Annotated in this window: 9 protein-coding genes; 4 read left to right on the top strand and 5 right to left on the bottom strand. The window is 73.9% G+C overall.

Features of this window, described 5'->3' with window-relative positions:
* Positions 1-11 precede the first annotated feature (11 nt).
* The 3 genes from AMK19_RS26690 (at position 12) to AMK19_RS38260 (ending at position 4,043) form a co-directional block, all read left to right on the top strand.
* Entirely contained in the window at positions 12-1,475 is a 1,464-nt protein-coding gene (locus tag AMK19_RS26690; protein ID WP_198953454.1) for a protoporphyrinogen/coproporphyrinogen oxidase, read from the top strand.
* Positions 1,475-2,293 carry a methyltransferase gene (locus AMK19_RS26685; RefSeq protein WP_073816042.1) on the top strand — a complete coding sequence of 273 codons (819 nt, stop codon included), beginning with the start codon at positions 1,475-1,477 and terminating at the stop codon, positions 2,291-2,293. The genes AMK19_RS26690 and AMK19_RS26685 overlap by 1 nt, the downstream gene beginning before the upstream one ends.
* A 178-nt stretch (positions 2,294-2,471) precedes the next feature.
* Entirely contained in the window at positions 2,472-4,043 is a 1,572-nt protein-coding gene (locus AMK19_RS38260) for a CoA transferase (protein ID WP_083647382.1), read from the top strand.
* Between the two features lie 4,436 nt (positions 4,044-8,479).
* Here AMK19_RS38260 and AMK19_RS35480 read toward each other — a convergent pair.
* Entirely contained in the window at positions 8,480-8,761 is a 282-nt protein-coding gene (locus AMK19_RS35480; RefSeq protein WP_143200409.1) for a hypothetical protein, read from the bottom strand.
* A 1,005-nt stretch (positions 8,762-9,766) separates the two neighbouring features.
* Here AMK19_RS35480 and AMK19_RS26675 point away from each other — a divergent pair.
* Positions 9,767-11,449, top strand: a complete 1,683-nt coding sequence (locus tag AMK19_RS26675; protein ID WP_073816040.1) for an AMP-binding protein — start codon at positions 9,767-9,769, stop codon at positions 11,447-11,449.
* A 19-nt stretch (positions 11,450-11,468) separates the two neighbouring features.
* Here the strand turns inward: AMK19_RS26675 and AMK19_RS26670 are convergent, their stop codons facing one another.
* The 4 genes from AMK19_RS26670 to AMK19_RS26655 all read right to left on the bottom strand — a co-directional run bounded on the left by AMK19_RS26670 (position 11,469) and on the right by AMK19_RS26655 (position 15,903).
* Positions 11,469-12,275 carry an NAD(P)-dependent oxidoreductase gene (locus AMK19_RS26670; protein ID WP_241844599.1) on the bottom strand — a complete coding sequence of 269 codons (807 nt, stop codon included), beginning with the start codon at positions 12,273-12,275 and terminating at the stop codon, positions 11,469-11,471.
* A gap of 11 nt (positions 12,276-12,286) precedes the next feature.
* Positions 12,287-13,435, bottom strand: coding sequence for an alpha/beta hydrolase (locus AMK19_RS35475; protein WP_073816037.1), 1,149 nt, complete (start codon positions 13,433-13,435; stop codon positions 12,287-12,289).
* A 156-nt stretch (positions 13,436-13,591) separates the two neighbouring features.
* The gene (locus tag AMK19_RS26660) at positions 13,592-14,743 is read right to left on the bottom strand and encodes a DegT/DnrJ/EryC1/StrS family aminotransferase (protein ID WP_073816033.1); all 1,152 of its coding nucleotides are present in this window, start codon (positions 14,741-14,743) and stop codon (positions 13,592-13,594) included.
* Positions 14,740-15,903: a DegT/DnrJ/EryC1/StrS family aminotransferase gene (locus AMK19_RS26655; protein WP_073816030.1), complete on the bottom strand. Its 1,164-nt coding sequence runs from the start codon at positions 15,901-15,903 to the stop codon at positions 14,740-14,742. The genes AMK19_RS26660 and AMK19_RS26655 overlap by 4 nt, the downstream gene beginning before the upstream one ends.
* Positions 15,904-15,962: the final 59 nt, after the last annotated feature.

The raw sequence follows: 15,962 nt of genomic DNA, 5'->3' as shown, positions 1-15,962 counted from the left end.
AGGAGTTGGGCGTGGACGAGCTCGATGTCGCGGTGGTGGGTGCGGGGATCGCGGGGTTGTCCGCGGCGCACCACCTGGCTGCCGCCGGGCGTGAGGTGCGGGTCTTCGAGGGTGCGGACCGGGTGGGTGGGCGGATGGCGTCCACCCGGGTGGACGGCTGGCTGCTGGACGAGGGCGCGGAGACCATCGCGGGCGCCGGGTACGAGGCGACCTGGGAGCTGATTCGCGCGGTCGGCATCCCGGAGTCGGAGGTACCGGTGATCGAGCCGGGCTTCGCGCTGTGGCGGGGCGGCCGGGCACATGCCCATCTGGGCCGTCCGAAGGGGCTGTTGACGGGTGCCGGGCTGTCCTGGCGGGGGCGGGCGGCATGGTTGCGGTTCGCGATGGAGCTGTCCACGTCCTGGCGCGGCTTCGACCCGGACCGGCCGGAGACCGCACCCAGTCGGGATCGGACGCTGAGCGAGTTCTGCGCCGGTTCGGCCGGGCGGCAGGAGCTGCTGGCCGCGATGCTGCAACCGCTTTCCAGTCACTGTTTCGGGTGGCGGCCGGAGACGTCCGCGATGGCGCCGATGGTGGCGACGCTGATGTCGGTCGGCGGGGCCGGCGCGCGGTGGATGACGTACCGGGACGGCATGGACACCCTGGCCCGGCGGCTGGCCGAGCGCCTCCGGGTGGAGGTGGGCGCGCGGGTGGTGGCCGTCCGGGAGCAGCCCGGCGGGGCCGGTGTGCGGCTGCGGTTCGCCGACGGTGCGGAGGTGGTGGCCCGGCAGGTGGTGCTGGCGGTGCCCGCGCCGCTGGCGTTGGAGTTGCACGAAGATGCCGCGACGGACGCGCGTCCGTATCTGGCGGCCAGTACGTACACGCCGATGCTCAAGGTCGCGTGTCTGCTGGACCGTCCGCTGCCGAGTCCGACCCGCTCCCCCAGTTATGCGATGTCGGTGCCGGAGAGCGAGAGTCGGGTGTGCACGGGTCTGATCCTGGACCATCTGAAGGCGGAGGGCCGCGTGCCCGAGGGGCGGGGCCTGGCGAGTGTCTTCGCGTCGCCGTGGATCTCCCCCGAGTTGCTGGACGAGTCCGACGAGCGGGTCGTGGAGGCGGTCTGTGCGGAGGCCGAGCGTTTCCTGCCGGGCCTGCGGGACGCCACTGTCCGCACCTTGGTGCACCGCTTCCGGCTCGGTCTGCCGCAGGGTTCGCCGGCGGCGGTGCGGGAGCGTGCCGCGTTCCTGGCCCGGCCGGCCCGGGCGGTGGAGTACGCCGGTGACTGGGTGATGCTCCGGCCGAGCAGTGAAGGTGCCGTCCGTTCGGGCAAGTTGGCCGCCGAGCGGGTGCTGGCGTTCGCGGCGGAGCGGTCCGGGGCGGTGGCGGTGCCGGGGCCTCGTGCGGCGGGGGCGGCGGCGGACGCTGTGGTCGCGGAGGGTGCGGTGGCGGATGCTCCGGGTGAGCGGGCCGTCGACGAGTCGACCGGGTCCGTCTGATGGGCGGCGCGGTAAGGGAGTTGACGTCCGGGCGCGGTGGCGGTTCGTACCTGTTCGACAACGCCAGTGTGCATGCCGGTGGGCAACATCGGTGTCTGGCCGGGTGGTTGGACCGGATCAGTATCGGCGAGCTGAGCCGGGTCGGGGTGCGGCCCGGGATGAGTTGTCTGGATGTCGGGGCCGGGGCGGGGAGCATCTCGCTCTGGCTGGCGGATCAAGTCGGGCCCGGCGGTTCCGTGTTGGCCACGGATGTGGCGCCGCTGCCGATGGCGGAGCGGCCCGCTTTGACGGTGCGGCGGCACGATGTGGTGCGGGATGCGCTGCCGGAGGGCGCGTTCGACCTGGTGCATGTGCGGCTGGTGCTGTCCCATCTGGCCGCGCGGGAGGCCGTGTTGGGGCGCCTGTTCGCGGCGTTGCGGCCGGGTGGCGTGCTGCACCTGTTGGAGTTCGATGCCGAGTACGCGCCGGTTCTGACCGCCCCGGACGATCGCGCTGCGGATCTCTATGAGCGTTACCAGCAGGCCAAGTTGAGGGCTTTCGTGGCACGCGGTTCGGACCAGGGGTGGGGCCGGAAGTGCGCCGCCGCGATGGCACGCGCCGGGTTCGTCGACGTGGAGGCGTCGCCGTACCTCGACACGCTCGCTCCCGGCACGCCGCAGTTGGAGATGCAGGTGCACAACACCTGGCACCTGCGGGACGCCCTGCTGCGCGAGGGGCTGACGGACGACGAACTCGCGGAGCTGCGCGCCATGTTCACCGATCCGAGGTTCCTGGCCTGCTCGAACGTGGTGTACGCCGTGCACGGTCGCAAGCCGTGAAGTCGGGTTCCGCCCATCGCCCCTCGCTGCTCGGAAACAGGGCAGCGGGGCGAATGGGTGGCGGGGCAAGAGGGCGACTGGGTGGCGGCATGTCGGTGCGGCCGGCCCGTGACGGGTTTGGGAGGCTGGAGTGACAATCGGTCAACTGCTGCGTGCTGGAGAAGTAGTTGGCGTCGGCGTGCGAGATTCGACGCCGTTTGTCGCGTCCGGCGTCGCGGCTGATCTGCTGCGCACCGCCGGGGTCGAGGTGGCGGAGGCGTCCGGCGGCGGCGCGCTGGAGGTCGGCGGGGGTATCGGCTGCCGGTTGACGTGGGCCGGGCCGGTGGCGCTCCCGCTGCGGAGCGAGGCGGACGTGCAAGCGGCGTGCGGGGTGATGCACGTCCATGGGCGCAGGTACGGCGGACCGCGGCTGCTGGGCGTGGACTTCGCGTCGGTCGCGGCCGGCGTACTGGCCGCTGGTGGAACTCTCGCTGCTTTGCGGGCACGGGAGTTGGGCCTTCCGTACCGGGAGGTGGAGGTGTCGGTGGCGCAGGCCGCCCTGCTCGGCCTGTCGCAGTACTTGGCGGCGGCGACGGCCGAGGAGGCATGTGTGGAGCCGGTCGGGGTGGGTGGTCCGCCGTTCCGGTCGTCGGACGGGGTCTGGTTCGAGCTGGAGGCGCTGGGGCCCGACGGCTGGTTGCGCTTCTGGGTCGAACTCGGCGTCGAGCGGCGGGTGGTGGGCCGTTCCTGGCTTCCGTTCCAGGCGCGGTACGGGACGGCGACGTGTCCGCTGCCCGACGAACTCTTCGTGGCGGCGGGCCGGTTGACGTTCGCCGGACTGGCCGCGCTGGCGGAGCGGTGCGGAGTCGACGTGACGCCGGTGGAGACGTGGCCGGCGGCGGTGGGCGGGGTGCCGTGGCGGGCGGTGCCGGGCGCGGCAGTGCAGGGCGCGGCGGAGGGCGCGGCGGAGGGCGCGGCGGAGGGCGCGCGGCCGCGCGAGGCTGCGGCGGGTGGGCGTGGCCCGTTGGACGGTGTCACGGTGGTCGAGGTGGCGCGTCGTGTGCAAGGGCCCATGGCCGGGCTGGTGTTGGGGCTTCTGGGTGCCCGGGTGGTGCGGGTCGAGCCGCTCGGCGGGGATCCGTTGCGGGGCGTGCCGCCGATGACCGCGTTCGGCGGGGAGCCGGTGTCGGCGCGCTTCGCTGCGCTCAACCGTGGCAAGGAGGTGCTGGAGGCAGACCTTCGTTCGTCCGAAGGGCGTGCTGCGGTAAGGGAGTTGGTGCGGGATTCGGATGTGCTGCTGCACAGTCTCGCGCCGTCGAAGGTGGCCGGCTTGGGTCTGGACGCGGAGACGCTGGAGGCGGTCCGTCCGGGTCTGGTGCACGCGCAGGCGTCCGGGGGCGCACCCGGGGTGACCACCGACTACCCCGTCCAGGCGCGCTCGGGTCTCGCCGCGCTGGTGGCTCCGCCCGGTCTGCCGCCACGACCCACGCTGTTGACGGTGTGCGACGTCCTCGGCGGGCTGGTCTGCGCGACCGCCGCCGTCGCCGGCCTGACGGCGCGGGCCCGGACCGGGCGGGCGCAGCGGGTCGAGTCGTCGCTGCTGTCGGCGGCACGGTTGCTGTGCGGGGCGGTGAGCGGGCCGGGCCTCCCTGGTGAGGCGATCGAGGTGTGCACGGACCTGGCGGCGCTGGCCGGTGATCCGCGGTTCGGCGGGGCGCTGGACGGTTCGGGGTGCGCGGTCGTCCGTGCGCCCTGGGAGTTCCGGACGTGAGCGGGTGGCGGTGGCGCGAGCGGCGCCCTCGACCGCTGTGCGGACGGGCGGGGCGGCGGACGTCCCACCGCAAGGGCCTCGCCGGCCGGGCCCGCAGGCGCTGCGCGTACGGGCGGTGGGGTCGCTGCTGCCCGCCCGCAGAGGGGGCTTCGGACGGGCGCGGGCGCAGCGGGGTTTCGGCGGGTGGCGGCTGCGGTGGTCGGTGCTCCGTTGTGGGGTGCTGTGGGCTTCGCGGGCGGTGTGGTGGTGAGGGCCTGACCTGGACAGGCGGGCGGGGCGGTGTTCGGCCGGGTGCGGCTGGGGTGTCGTCCGGTGCACGGGCGTGTGGCGGTGGCGGTGGCGGTGGCGGTGGCGGTGGCAGGCAGGGTGAGGCACTGACGGCAGGCGGTGTCTTGAGAAGTGGGGGCGCTGTTGGGGGTCGGCGGCGGCAGGCGTGCCGCGTTCGGGCAGGCCGGGCGGGAAGGGTGGATCGCGGTGCCGCGACCGCGCTGGTGGCGGACGGCGCGGGCCACGTCGGTGGGGGGTTTCGGCGACTGAGCGGACAGCGGACCTGCGGGACAGGCCGGCGTCGGCGGGAGTGCGGTGGTAGGGCGGGCGGCGTGGGCCGACGGAGAGATGTTCGGTCGAACAGTGGTTGCCGGTGGGGCGCGGCCTTGCCGACAGGCGGTACGTGGAAGGGCGATGGGGCTCGGCGGTGCCCGGCGTGCTGCCGTGTTCAGTTCCCCTGGGTGCGGAGCGTGGGGTGTGACGCTGCGTCCGCAATGGGGACCGGAGGAGAAGGCCGCGCGTCCAGGTGCCTGAACGGGCGGAAGGCCTGCGGGACAGATCAGGGTCGGCCGCAGGGTGCAGGGGCGGGAGCAGTTGGTGCCGGACCGCGCAGGGGTTACCGGTGGGGTGCCGCGACCGTGCCGGGGACGGGCAGCGCGGGCCGGGTCGGTAGCGGGTTCAGGGGACTGAGCGGGCGGCGGACCTGCGGGGCAGCCCGGCGTCGGCGGGAGTGTGGTGGTCGGCCGGAGGTTGTCGGCTGGTGCGGAGGTGGCCATCTGCCGGGCACGGCGAGGGCTGGGGCAGTTGGTGTTCCGCCGCGCGGTGGTTGCGGGCGGCGCGGTGCCCAGGTAGCGGGCGGTGCCCGAAGTTGTGGCGGCACTGCTGGCGATCGGCGGACGTCCCGTACTCGGTCGGCCTGGGCGAGGCGTGAGGATCGGGGTGCTGTGACGGTGAAGGGCGGACCGGGGCGGGATGCGGGTCGCCGCTGCGAGACCCGGGCAGGTGTGCTGGGCGGCTGGTTGCGCAGCGGTGGCGGACGGCGTGACGGGGGTCGGGCGGGCGTCCGGCGTTGGTGTGCTTCTCCCGTTGGGCGCGAACGGCGCAGTGGCTCTGCTCCTGGCGCAGCGAGCGTGCCGCTCGGAGCGGACCGCCGCCCGAGCGACCGTCCCGGGGTGCCGGGAGCGCCGGCCGACCCACCGTGTGGTGGTGGCGAACGGCGGCGCGGTCACTTGGCAGAGGCCGGTTCGCGGCGGGGTGGTGGCACTTCGTGTGGCGGAGTCCGCCGACGGCCGAGGTTCCGTGATTGGGCCGCCGGGGCGGGTAGCGGGGCGCGCGGGGCTGCGACCGGGCCGGTGGTAAGCAGGCGGGGCCACGGCTGTGAGAAGTCCAAGGCCGGGAAAGGACGGCGTGCTTGTACGGCTGGTCGGCGTTCGGGTGGGGGCGACGAGGTGCCGCCATCGCCGGGGGCCACCAGGTGCCCGGCCGGGATGGGCCGGCACGGAAATCGCCGGTCGGGCGCGGCGATGGCACGGGCGGCTGGGGCCTGGCAGCGCGGCGGTTGCGGGTGGATCGGCGCCCTGGCATCGGGCGGTGGCTGGACGGGGGCTGGCGGCACTGGAACTCGGCAGCAGCCGTGCCGCGTTCGGGCAGGCGGACGAAACCGTGCCGGGGCGGGAACCACGGGCGTGAGCGGGCGGTGGACCGGGACGGTGGGCCGGTGTCGGCAGGACCGCGGCGTACGGCCGGATGGAGCGGACCGGTTCGGAGGTATGGGGCCGGGCACGGCGACGACGGGGGCAATTGGCGTCTGGTCGCGTGGCGGCTGCGGACCGGGCGCTGCCTCGGCAACGGCCAGTCCCCGGCAGCGCGATGGCGCCGCAGGCGACCAACCTCGACAACGGCAGGCGTTCCGCACTCAGAACGCCGGTGCGGTGCCCAAGAACCTGAGCGGACGGCGGATCGGTGCGGCACAGGAGCGCGGCGCACAGTCGCATGAGGTCGACAGGTGTGGGGGTTCTCGGCCAGGCGCAGCGAGGGTGCAGGCAGTTGGTGTCTGGTCGCGTGGCGGTTGCGAGCCGGGCGGTCCTCGGTGGGGTGGTGGCGCTTCAGGCGACGAACCTCGACGGCAGCGGACGTGCCGTACTCACACCGCCGAGACAGGAGAGCCGGTAGGCAGACGAGGCAGCGCCGGTGCGGGGCCCAGGAGCCTGAGCAGACGGCAGACCTGGGTGGCGGACCGGTGTCCGCAGGAGCGCGGCGCGCGACCGCATGGAGCGAACCGGTTCGGAGGTGTGCGGCCGGACGCGACGACAGCGCGGGCAACCGGGGCCTGGTCGCACGGCGGTAGCCGACTGGGCGATGCCTCAGCAACGGGCAGTCGCCGGCGGGATGGTGGCGCGTCGGGCGACGAACCTCGACGACGGCGGACGTGCCGCACTCGGGAAACCGAGGCAGGGAGGGCCGCACGCAGACGAGGCCGCACCAATGTGGCGCCCATGGGCCCGACCGGACGGCAGACCCGCACGGCGCGCCGGTGCAGGCCGGAGCGCGGCGCACGACCGGCCAGAACGGAACGGTTCGGAGGTGTGCGGCCGGACACGACGACAGCGCGGGCAACCGGGGCCTGGTCACGCGGCGGTAGCCGACTGGGCTCTGCCTCAGCAACGGGCAGTCCCCGGCGGGATGGTGGCGCGTCAGCCGACGAACCCCGACGACAGCAGACGTGCCGCACTCGGGAAGCCGAGGCGGGGAGAGCTGCACGCAGACGAGGCCGCACCGACGTGGCGTCCATGGGACCGACCGGACGGCGAACCCGGACGGCGTGCCGATGTCGGCCGGAGCGCGGCGCGCAGTTGCATGAAGTGGACAGGCGTGGCGCAGCGGGGGCGCGGGCGGTGGGTGTCTGGCTGCGCAGCGGTTGCGGGCCGGACGCTGCCTCAGCAACGGCCAGTCCTCGGCGACGCGGTGGCGTTCCAGAGGACGAACCTCGACGCCAGCAGGCGTGTCGCGCTCGGGAAGCCGAGGCAGGGAGGGCGGTAGGTGAACGGGGCTGCGCCGGCGTGGCGTCCACGGGCGTGAGCGGACGGCAGACCGGCACGGCCGGCGAGCACCGGCAAGAGCGCGGCGCGCAGTCGCATGAGGTGGACAGGTGTGGAGGTTCTCGGCCAGGTGCAGCGAGAGCACGGGCAACTGGTCGCTGGTCGCGCGGCGGTTGCGAGCCGGGCGCTGCCTCGACAACGGGCAGTCCTCGGCGGGCTGGCGGCGCAGCTGGCGACGAATCTCGGCGACAGCAGTCGTGCCGCGCTCGGGAAGCCGAGGCCGGAAGGGCGGTGGGCAGGGGGCCCAGGAGCCTGAGTGGACGGCAGACCCGGGTGGCGGACCGGCTCGGAGGTGTGCGGTCGGACACGGTACAGGCGCGGGCAGCTCGCACCTGGCCACGTAGCGGTGGGGAGTCGACACCAGGCCGTTCCAGGAGGGGTGGTGGCGCGGCGGGCGACGAATCTCGGCGACAGCGGACGTGCTGCGCTCGGGAAGCCGAGGCAGGGAGGGCGGTAGGCGGACGGGGCTGCGCCGGCGTGGCGTCCATGGGCCTGGGCGGCCAACGGGTCAGGGCGGTGGTCCGGTGTCGTCCGGAACGCGGGGCGCGACCGCGTGGGGTGGAGAGGTGTGGAATTGCTCGGCCAAGCGCAGTGAGGGCGCGGGCAGTTGGTGCCTGGGCGCGCAGCGGTTGCGGGTCGGCACCAGGCTGTTCCGGGAGGGACGGCGGCTCGGCTGGGCGGCCCGCCGGGGCGGGGAGCGCGGACTGCGGTGGTGCAAGGGTGACGGGCGGGCCGGAGTGGGGTGCCCGCGCAGGTGAAGCAGGCCGGCTCTGTGGGGGCCGGGCTCGGACGCCTGTTGGTCGGCCGTGTGCCAGCCGCGGGCAGCGTGACGGGAAGGGAGAGCAGGTGCGGCGTTCGTATGTGCCGCCCACACGGCGGTGTGGCTCCGCGCCCACCGCGGAGAGGGTGCCCCGTGGAGCCGGACACCACTTGGTCGCCCGCTCCGGGACGCCGGGCCCAGCGCACATCGGTGGCGGGCCCAGGGCCGGTTCTCGGCAGGGTGGCGACGGCACGTGCGGCGCACTTCGGCAACGGCCGAGACCGCGTCCTCGAGCGGCCGGGGCGGGCGGCTCAGTTGCCGCAGCGGTGGTGGGTGGTGGTGGGCATCACGCCCGCACAGGTGGGCCGCGTCGGTGCCGGCGCGGGGACGACAGGGTGCCGGTTGGCGGCTGGCCGGTCCGGGTGAACCAACGTCTCCACCTGGGCGCAGCGCTGGCGCAGCCAGTCGGTGCCCGGGCGAGCGGCGGGTGCGGAGTTGGCTGGGCGGCGGACCGTTCCCGGGTAGGTGGTGCTGTTGTCCGTGGCGGAGGTCAGCGGCGGATCTGCCGCGTTCAGGCAGTCGGGGAGAGTCACGTCCCAACGGCGGCGAGCGAACCATGGCGGGACACCCATACAGATGAGTGCTCGGCCAGGCCGACACGTACACCGGACGGTCGGTCGCGCGCAGGCTGCGGACAGCACATCTCGCACCGGGTGGCGATGGACGAGCCGGTGTGCTGCATGCAGGCGTGGGCAGGTGCGCGAGGGTTGGAGTCTTCCGGACCCTGCGGGGGCCCGACTCGGACAGCCGTCGGTCGCACCGGACCGCGCGATAGGTCACCGTCGGCCTCCCGGAAGGGAGTTGAGGGCTGTCGGGCGCGCGCACGAGTGAGCCGCGATCCGTCCTCGGGCGCAGCTGGGCCACGCCGTACGCGGGCAGGTGCGCGAGAGCTGGAGTCTCCCGTCAGCGGACCGGGGCGACGGAGCCGCACCGACACCGGACCGTGCGGCAGGTCACCGTCGGTTTCCTGGCGGGGAGTTGAGGATGGCCGGGTGCGCGAACGAGTCAGCCGCGGCCCGTCCTCGGGCGCGAGTGGGCCACGCCGTGCGCGGGTGGAGCGCTCCATGGGGCGCAGCGGCTGCCGTCCTGCCGCAGCGAGCAGGCGTCCCGGCACGTCAGGTGGCTCGCTGCACAGCGGTCGCGGGTTGCGTGGGGTCTCGGCAGTGGCCGATCCCAGGAGAGGTCGTGCCGACAGCCGGTTTCGGCCGCGATGTGTACGCCGGGTGCAGGGGGCCAGGTTGGTGGGTGCGCGGGGGCTGGACTCCTGCACAGGTGGAAGGGGGCGCCCCCGGGAGTGGGGCGGGGTGAGTGGGCTCGGGGGCCACGAGGGTGTCTCGGTGGCTGTGGCGCTCGCGGAGGTGGGGCTGCGGCAGGCAGCGAGTCGGGTGCGGAACGGCGGGCTCCGACCTGGTGCGGAGGGTGGGCGGCGTTTCGGCTCACCGCGGTGCTGCCGGGCGGGAGTTGGCGAGCGGCTGCCGTCGGCAGGGTGCGGGGCGACAGCGCGGCGCCGGGGTGGGTTTTCAGTGGTGGTTGGACGGATGGATCGATCGGTGATGGGAGTGGTTGTGGTGGGCGGTGCGTGGGTCTCGGTGGCGGGTGTGGAGTTTCCGGATCGGGTGGGGCGGGAGTTGCGGGAGGAGTGGGTGGCTCGGGGGTGGTGTCCGGGGCGCGGGTTGTACGAGTTGTTTGTGGAGCGGGTGGGGGTCGATGGGGGGCGGGTGGCTGTAGTGGACGACGGGGGTGAGGTGACGTTCGTCGAACTGGCGCGGCGGGTGCGGGGGTTGGCGGCCGGGTTGGCGGCGCGGGGGGTGGGTCCGGGGTCGGTGGTGGCGACGAAGCTGCCGGCGGATTGGCGGGGCCTGGCGGTGGATCTGGCGGTGGCGGCGCTGGGTGGGGTGGTGTTGCCGTGTGTGCCGGGGCACGGGCGGCGGGATCTGTTGGCGTTGTTGGGGACGTCGCGGGCGGATGCGGTGGTGACGGTGCCGGAGTGGAAGGCGCTGGTGGACGGGTTGCGGCCGGAACTGCCGTGGCTGCGTGAGGTGGTGGTGCTGGAGGCGGAGCCGTGGCCGGAGCGGGCGGGCTGGGCGCCGGTGGCGGTGGATGCGGAGGCGCCGGCGCGGATTCTGGTGTCGTCGGGGTCGGAGGCCGCACCGAAGCTGGTCGCGTACTCGCACAATGCGCTGGCGGGGGGCCGGGGGCGTTACGTGGAGCGGGTGTTGGGGACGGTGGACGGGGCGCCGCCGCGGGTGTTGCTGTTGGTACATCCGGCGACGGCGTACGGCTCGTTGGCGGTGGTGGCGTTGGTGCGGTGCGGGGCGACGGTGGTGTTGCGGGAGCGGTTCGATCCGGCGGATGCGCTGGCGGCGGTGGGGCGTTGGCGGCCGACGCAGCTGGCGGCGGTGCCGACGATGTTGCGCCGGCTGGCGGAGCAACCGCCTTCCCCGGGTGAGGACTTGTCGTCCTTGCAGGCGGTGGTGTCGAGTTCGGCGATGTTGTCGTCGGCCGTTCTGGGGGCGGCGTTGCGGCGGTTCGGGTGTCCGGTGGTGAATGTGTACGGGGCGAGCGACGGGGTGAACTGTCATACCCGGTGGGAGAGTTCGAACGTCGACGTGTTGCGGGTCGGTCGGCCGGATCCGGCGGTGACGGAATTCCGGGTGTGCGGGCCGGACGGGCGTCCGGTGCCGGCGGGGGTGGCGGGCGAGTTGCAGGCGCGGGGGCCGATGAGTCCGCTGTGCCACGTCGGGGAGCCGGAGTTGGACGCGCGGCTGCGGGTGGACGGCGGGTGGGTGCGGTCCGGCGACCGGGGGGTGCTGGAGGCGGACGGGTCGTTGCGGGTGGTGGCGCGGATCAAGCAGATGGTGAACCGGGGTGGGGTGTCGATCGGCCTGTCGGAGGTGGAACGCCTGCTGGAGGGCCACCCGGGGCTGGTGGAGGCGGTGTGCGTACCGGTGCCGGACCCGGATCTCGGGGAGCGGATGTGCGTCTGCGCCGTGCCGCGCGAACCCGAAGGCGGGCTGGGGCTCGTCGAACTCACCGACTACCTGGGCCAGTTGTGCGGGTTGGAGAAGTACAAGTGGCCGGAGCGGCTGCTGTTGCTGGACCGGCTGCCGCTGGGCGCGTCGGGGAAGCCGGACCGGCTGGTGCTCACCGAGTTGGCGGCGGCCGTCACCGGCGGGCGGGACACGGCGGTTGAGGTCGGCGCTCAGAACGTCCGCCAGTAGCGGCTGTTGACGACGACCGTCACGCGGTCACCACGGGTACGCCGTCCGGGAGGTCGGCGAGCAGGGCCGCAATGTGGTCCGCGCAGAGCAGGGCCGCCGTGGCCACGGCGCTCCTGCTCATCCCCGCGACATGCGGGGTCAGCAGGGCGTTCGGCAGACCGAAGAGCGGCGAGGCGAAGGCGGCGTGCTCCTGCTCGAAGGTGTCGACGGCGGCTGCCGCGAGCGGGTGTGCGGGGTCGCGCAGCGCATCGGCCAGCGCCTGCTCGTCGACGATTCCGCCCCGGGCGGTGTTGAGCAGGATCGACCCCGGGCGCATGAGCGCCAGCTCCGTCCGACCGATCAGCCCTCGGGTCTGCACGGTGAGCGGTAGGTGCAGGGAGACCACGTCGCTGGTCGCCAGCAGTGCGTCGAGGGAGTGGGCCCGGGGCACCGAGGCCTCGGCGGGGTGCCGCGAAATGGCCTGGACATCCATACCCAGGGCGGTCGCCCGCTCGGCCAAGGCCCGGCCGATCCGGCCCATCCCGACGATGCCCAGGGTCAGCTCCGACAGCTCTACCGTCGGTGCGGTCGGTGCGCGCCAGTGGCCCCGGTGCGCGGCCTCGTTGTACGCCGGGAGATCTCGGGTCAGGGCGAGGAGTTGGGCGAGGGTGAACTCGGCGACCGCGTTCGCGTTGGAACCCGGGGTATGGGTGACAGCGACCCCGTACCGGGCTGCCGCTGCCAATTCGACGTGATCCGTGCCCACCCCGGCCCGGCCGACCACACGGAGCCGGTTGACCAGCGTGGCGTCGGTCGCCGCCGCGAGGAACGCGGCGCGCAGTGGCACAGCGGACGTTCTCAGTGCAGGCTCCATCGGAAGTCGACTTCCGGGTAGCGCCGGGACGGGCCGGCGAGGAGTGGGGTGGGGCGGTCGCGGAGGAAGTGGTCGGCGAAGGCGCGCACGTAGGTGCGGGTGAGTTCGGTGGCGCGGGCCGGGGTGAGGGTGCCGAGGAGGGCGGTGCAGGCGTCGGCGGGGAGGTGGTCGGCGAGGTGGCCGGGTTCGGCGGCGTGCGGCAGGTCGGTGAAGCTGAGGTGGCCCGCGCCTCGGGTGTACAACTGGCGGCCCCAGGCGTGGTGGTGTTCGCGCCAGCGCTGCCAGGTGTCGTGGTCGTGGAGCGAGGTGAGCAGCAGGAACGGCCGGTCCAGTCCGAGGTCGGGGACGGGTGAGCCGAACAGGCCGCCGTCGAGGTCGAGGCCGATCCGCAGGCGCGGGTCCTGGCGCAGCGCCTCGGCGGCGGCGGCTCCGCCCATGGAGTGGCCGAGCACGCCGATCCGTCGGCCGTCGACACTGAACGGCATTCTGCTGCTGGTGAGTTGGTCGGTGACGAAGCGCAGGTCGGCGACCCGGGCGGCGATCTCCAGGCGGTCGGCGGCGTCCCAGCTCGGCGGGTCGTCGGACAGGACGCTGTACACCAGTCGGCCGTCCGGGAATTCGACGGCGGTGGCGTCTCGGGTGTGGTCGACGGCCGCGACGAGGTAGCCGTGGGCGGCCAACTCCTCTGCCAGGGCGGTGCAGTTGCTGCGGCCGCCCTTGCGGCCGTGCCCGAGCAGCAGCAGGGGCAGGGGGCCCGGGTGGGCGGGGGCGTCGAGGTGGGCGGCGGGTCGGAGCCGTGCGAGAGTGCCCGGGTCCAGCGACAGGTACCGATCGATCGCGGCGGCGACCCGCGAGGTGAGGTAGGGCGCTCTGGCCCGGCCGGCGACGGTGCGTGCCGGGTACCAGAGCTGGACCATCAACTCGCGTGCGCCGGAGGCGGGTTCGAACGGGTCGAGCCGGTTGTGGTCGACCAGGTGCAGGCTGGTGGTGCCGACCGGTCGGCCGACGGTGGGCGCGGGCAGGTCGATGGGGCACGGCGGCGAGGCGGGCGAGGCCTGAGCGGGCGAGGCCGGCAGCAGGGCGGCGGCCCCGCCCAGGCCGGCGAGGGTGAGCAGGGAACGGCGCTTGATCATGCGTCATCCTTGGCAACTCGACGACCGGGTCCGGGTCCGGGTCCGGATCCTGCAAGCCTAGGGCAGGCTCGTGCGGCCGGTCCTGCCGTTGCCAAGAGCCGCCTGCCGTAGTCCTGTTGGGCCCTCCGAGGCTTCCGCAGTGGTGGGCCCGACGGTTCAGGCGGCGGGTACGGGGGCGGCCGCGAAGGAGTGCACCGCGGCGGTGATGCGGTCGACCTGGGCGTCCGTCAGGTGGGGGTAGATCGGGATGGACAGGCACTGCCGGGCGGCGCGTTCGGCGTTCGGCCAGTGGGCGTCGGCGGGGGCGAATGCGGTGAAGGCGGGCTGGCGGGGCAGGGGGCGCGGGTAGTAGATGTGGCTCTCCACGCCGTGTGCGGCGAGGTGCTGCTTGAGCTGGTCGCGGTGGGTGGCGAGCAGTGAATAGACGTAGTAGCAGCGGCCGTTGGTGCCGGGTGGCGGTGGGGTGATGCCGTCGGCGGCGAGCGGGGTGAACTGTTCGGTGTAGTGGGCGGCGATCTCGGCACGGCGGGCGAGGCGGCGGGCCAGGCCGGGGTGGCGGCGCAGCTGGAACGCGGCGAGGACTTCGTCGAAGCGGCTGTTCATGCCGATCAGGTGGTGCCGGAAGCGGTGCACGCCGTCCTGGCCGTGGTTGCGCAGCATCCTTGCCGTGCGGGCGAGTTCGAGGTCGTCGGTGACCACGACGCCGCCTTCGCCGGGGCCGCCGAAGGACTTCACCTGGACGAACGAGAACAGGCCGGCGTCTCCCCAGGTGCCGGCGGGTCGGCCGTCCAGGACGGCGCCCTGGGCGACGGCGGAGTCCTCGATCAGGCGGAGGCCGTGACGGTCGGCGAGGGCGCGCAGGCGCGGCATGTCGGCCATCACGGAGAACATGTGGGCGGGCATCAGCGCCTTGGTGCGGGCGGTGATCAGGGCCTCGGCGGCGTCGGGGTCGATGACCAGGGTGTTCGGGTCGATGTCGGCGAAGACGGGGGTGGCGCCGACGCCGAGGACGGTGTTGGCGAGCGGGGCGCAGCCGAACGCGGGGACGATCACCTCGTCGCCTGCGCCGATGCCCATGGCGCGCAGGATGAGGGTGAGTGCGGTGGTGCCGCTGCCGCAGGCCACGACGTCGGCGACGCCGAGGTCGGTCCGCAGCAATTCCTCGAAGCGGGCGGTGCGTTCGCCGAGGATGAAGCGTTGGGCGGGATCGGTGGCGACCTCGTGGACGACGTCCAGCAGCAGGTCGCGGTCGTCCTCGAAGAGGTCGGGCGGGAAGAACGGGATCTGCGGGGGTGCGGTGGTGGTCATCGGTGCTTTCCGTGCTGGAAGCCGCGGACCAGGTCGCTGACCAGGTCCAGGTCGTGGTCGGCGAGGTCGGGGTGGAGCGGCAGCGCGAGGGCGCGTGCACAAGCGGCCTCGGCATGGGGGAACTCGCCGCGCCGGTGGCCGAGTTCGGCGAAGCAGGGCTGCAGGTGCAGTGGCGTCGGGTAGTAGGTCTCGGTCTGGACGCCGTGTCGGGCGAGGTGCGCGGCGAGTTCGTCGCGGTGGTCGGACTCGATCAGGTAGACGTACCAGACGGGGTTGGTGGCGGCGGCGCGCGGGACGACGGTGGGGAGGGTCAGTCCGGGGGTGCCGACCAGGCGCTCGGTGTAGCGGGCCGCGAGCTCGGCACGTCGGGCGATGGCCTGGTCGACGCGGTCGAGTTTGGCGAGCAGGACGGCGGCCTGGATGTCGTCCATCTTGCTGTTGGTGCCGAGGAGTTCGGTGGGGCGGTTGATGGTGGGGAAGTCGTCGACGGTGGCGCCGGTGCGGCCGTGGTGGCGCATGGCGGCGACGGCGTCGGCGACGGCGGGGTCGTCGGTGAGGACGGCGCCGGCGTCGCCGATCGCGCCGAGGGTCTTGGTGGGGAAGAACGACAGCACGCCGCCGGCACCGTGCAGTCCGGCGTGGACGCCGTTCCAGCTCATGCCGAAGGCCTCGGCGCTGTCCTCGACGACGGTCAGCCGGTGGCGGTCGGCGAAGGCCAGCAGGGCGTCCAGGTCGGCGAGTTGGTGGAACAGGTGGACCGGCATGATCATGCGGGTGCGTTCGGTGCGGACGGCTTCCGCGCCGGCCGGGTCGAGGCTGTAGCTGTGCGGGTCGATGTCGGCGAAGACCGGGCGGCCTCCGGCCAGGACGACGGCGGACGCGGAGGCGACGAAGGTGTAGGTCGGGACGATCACCTCGTCGCCGGGTTGCAGGCCGGCCGCGCGCAGCAGCAGGACCAGCGCGTCGGTGCCGCTGTTGACGCCGACGACGTGGCGGGCGCCGGTCCGGGCGGCGAGGGCGGCCTCCAGTTCGGCGACCTTGGGGCCGTGCGAGTACTTGCCCCGGTCCATCAGTTCGTCGAGGTGGCGCCGGGTGGTGGGCCAGAGGGATTCGAAGGTCGCGGTCTGATCGAAGAAGGAGACGCCGGAGGAGGCACCCATGGAACTCTCATCGGGTTGTGGACGGTGGCGGACGGGTGGGGCGGCAGTACGGGACGGGC

It is taken from the genome of Kitasatospora sp. CB01950, assembly GCF_001905465.1.
Taxonomy (GTDB): domain Bacteria; phylum Actinomycetota; class Actinomycetes; order Streptomycetales; family Streptomycetaceae; genus Kitasatospora.
Note: the sequence above shows the minus strand (reverse complement) of the source record. Positions and strands in the feature narration are given on the sequence as shown.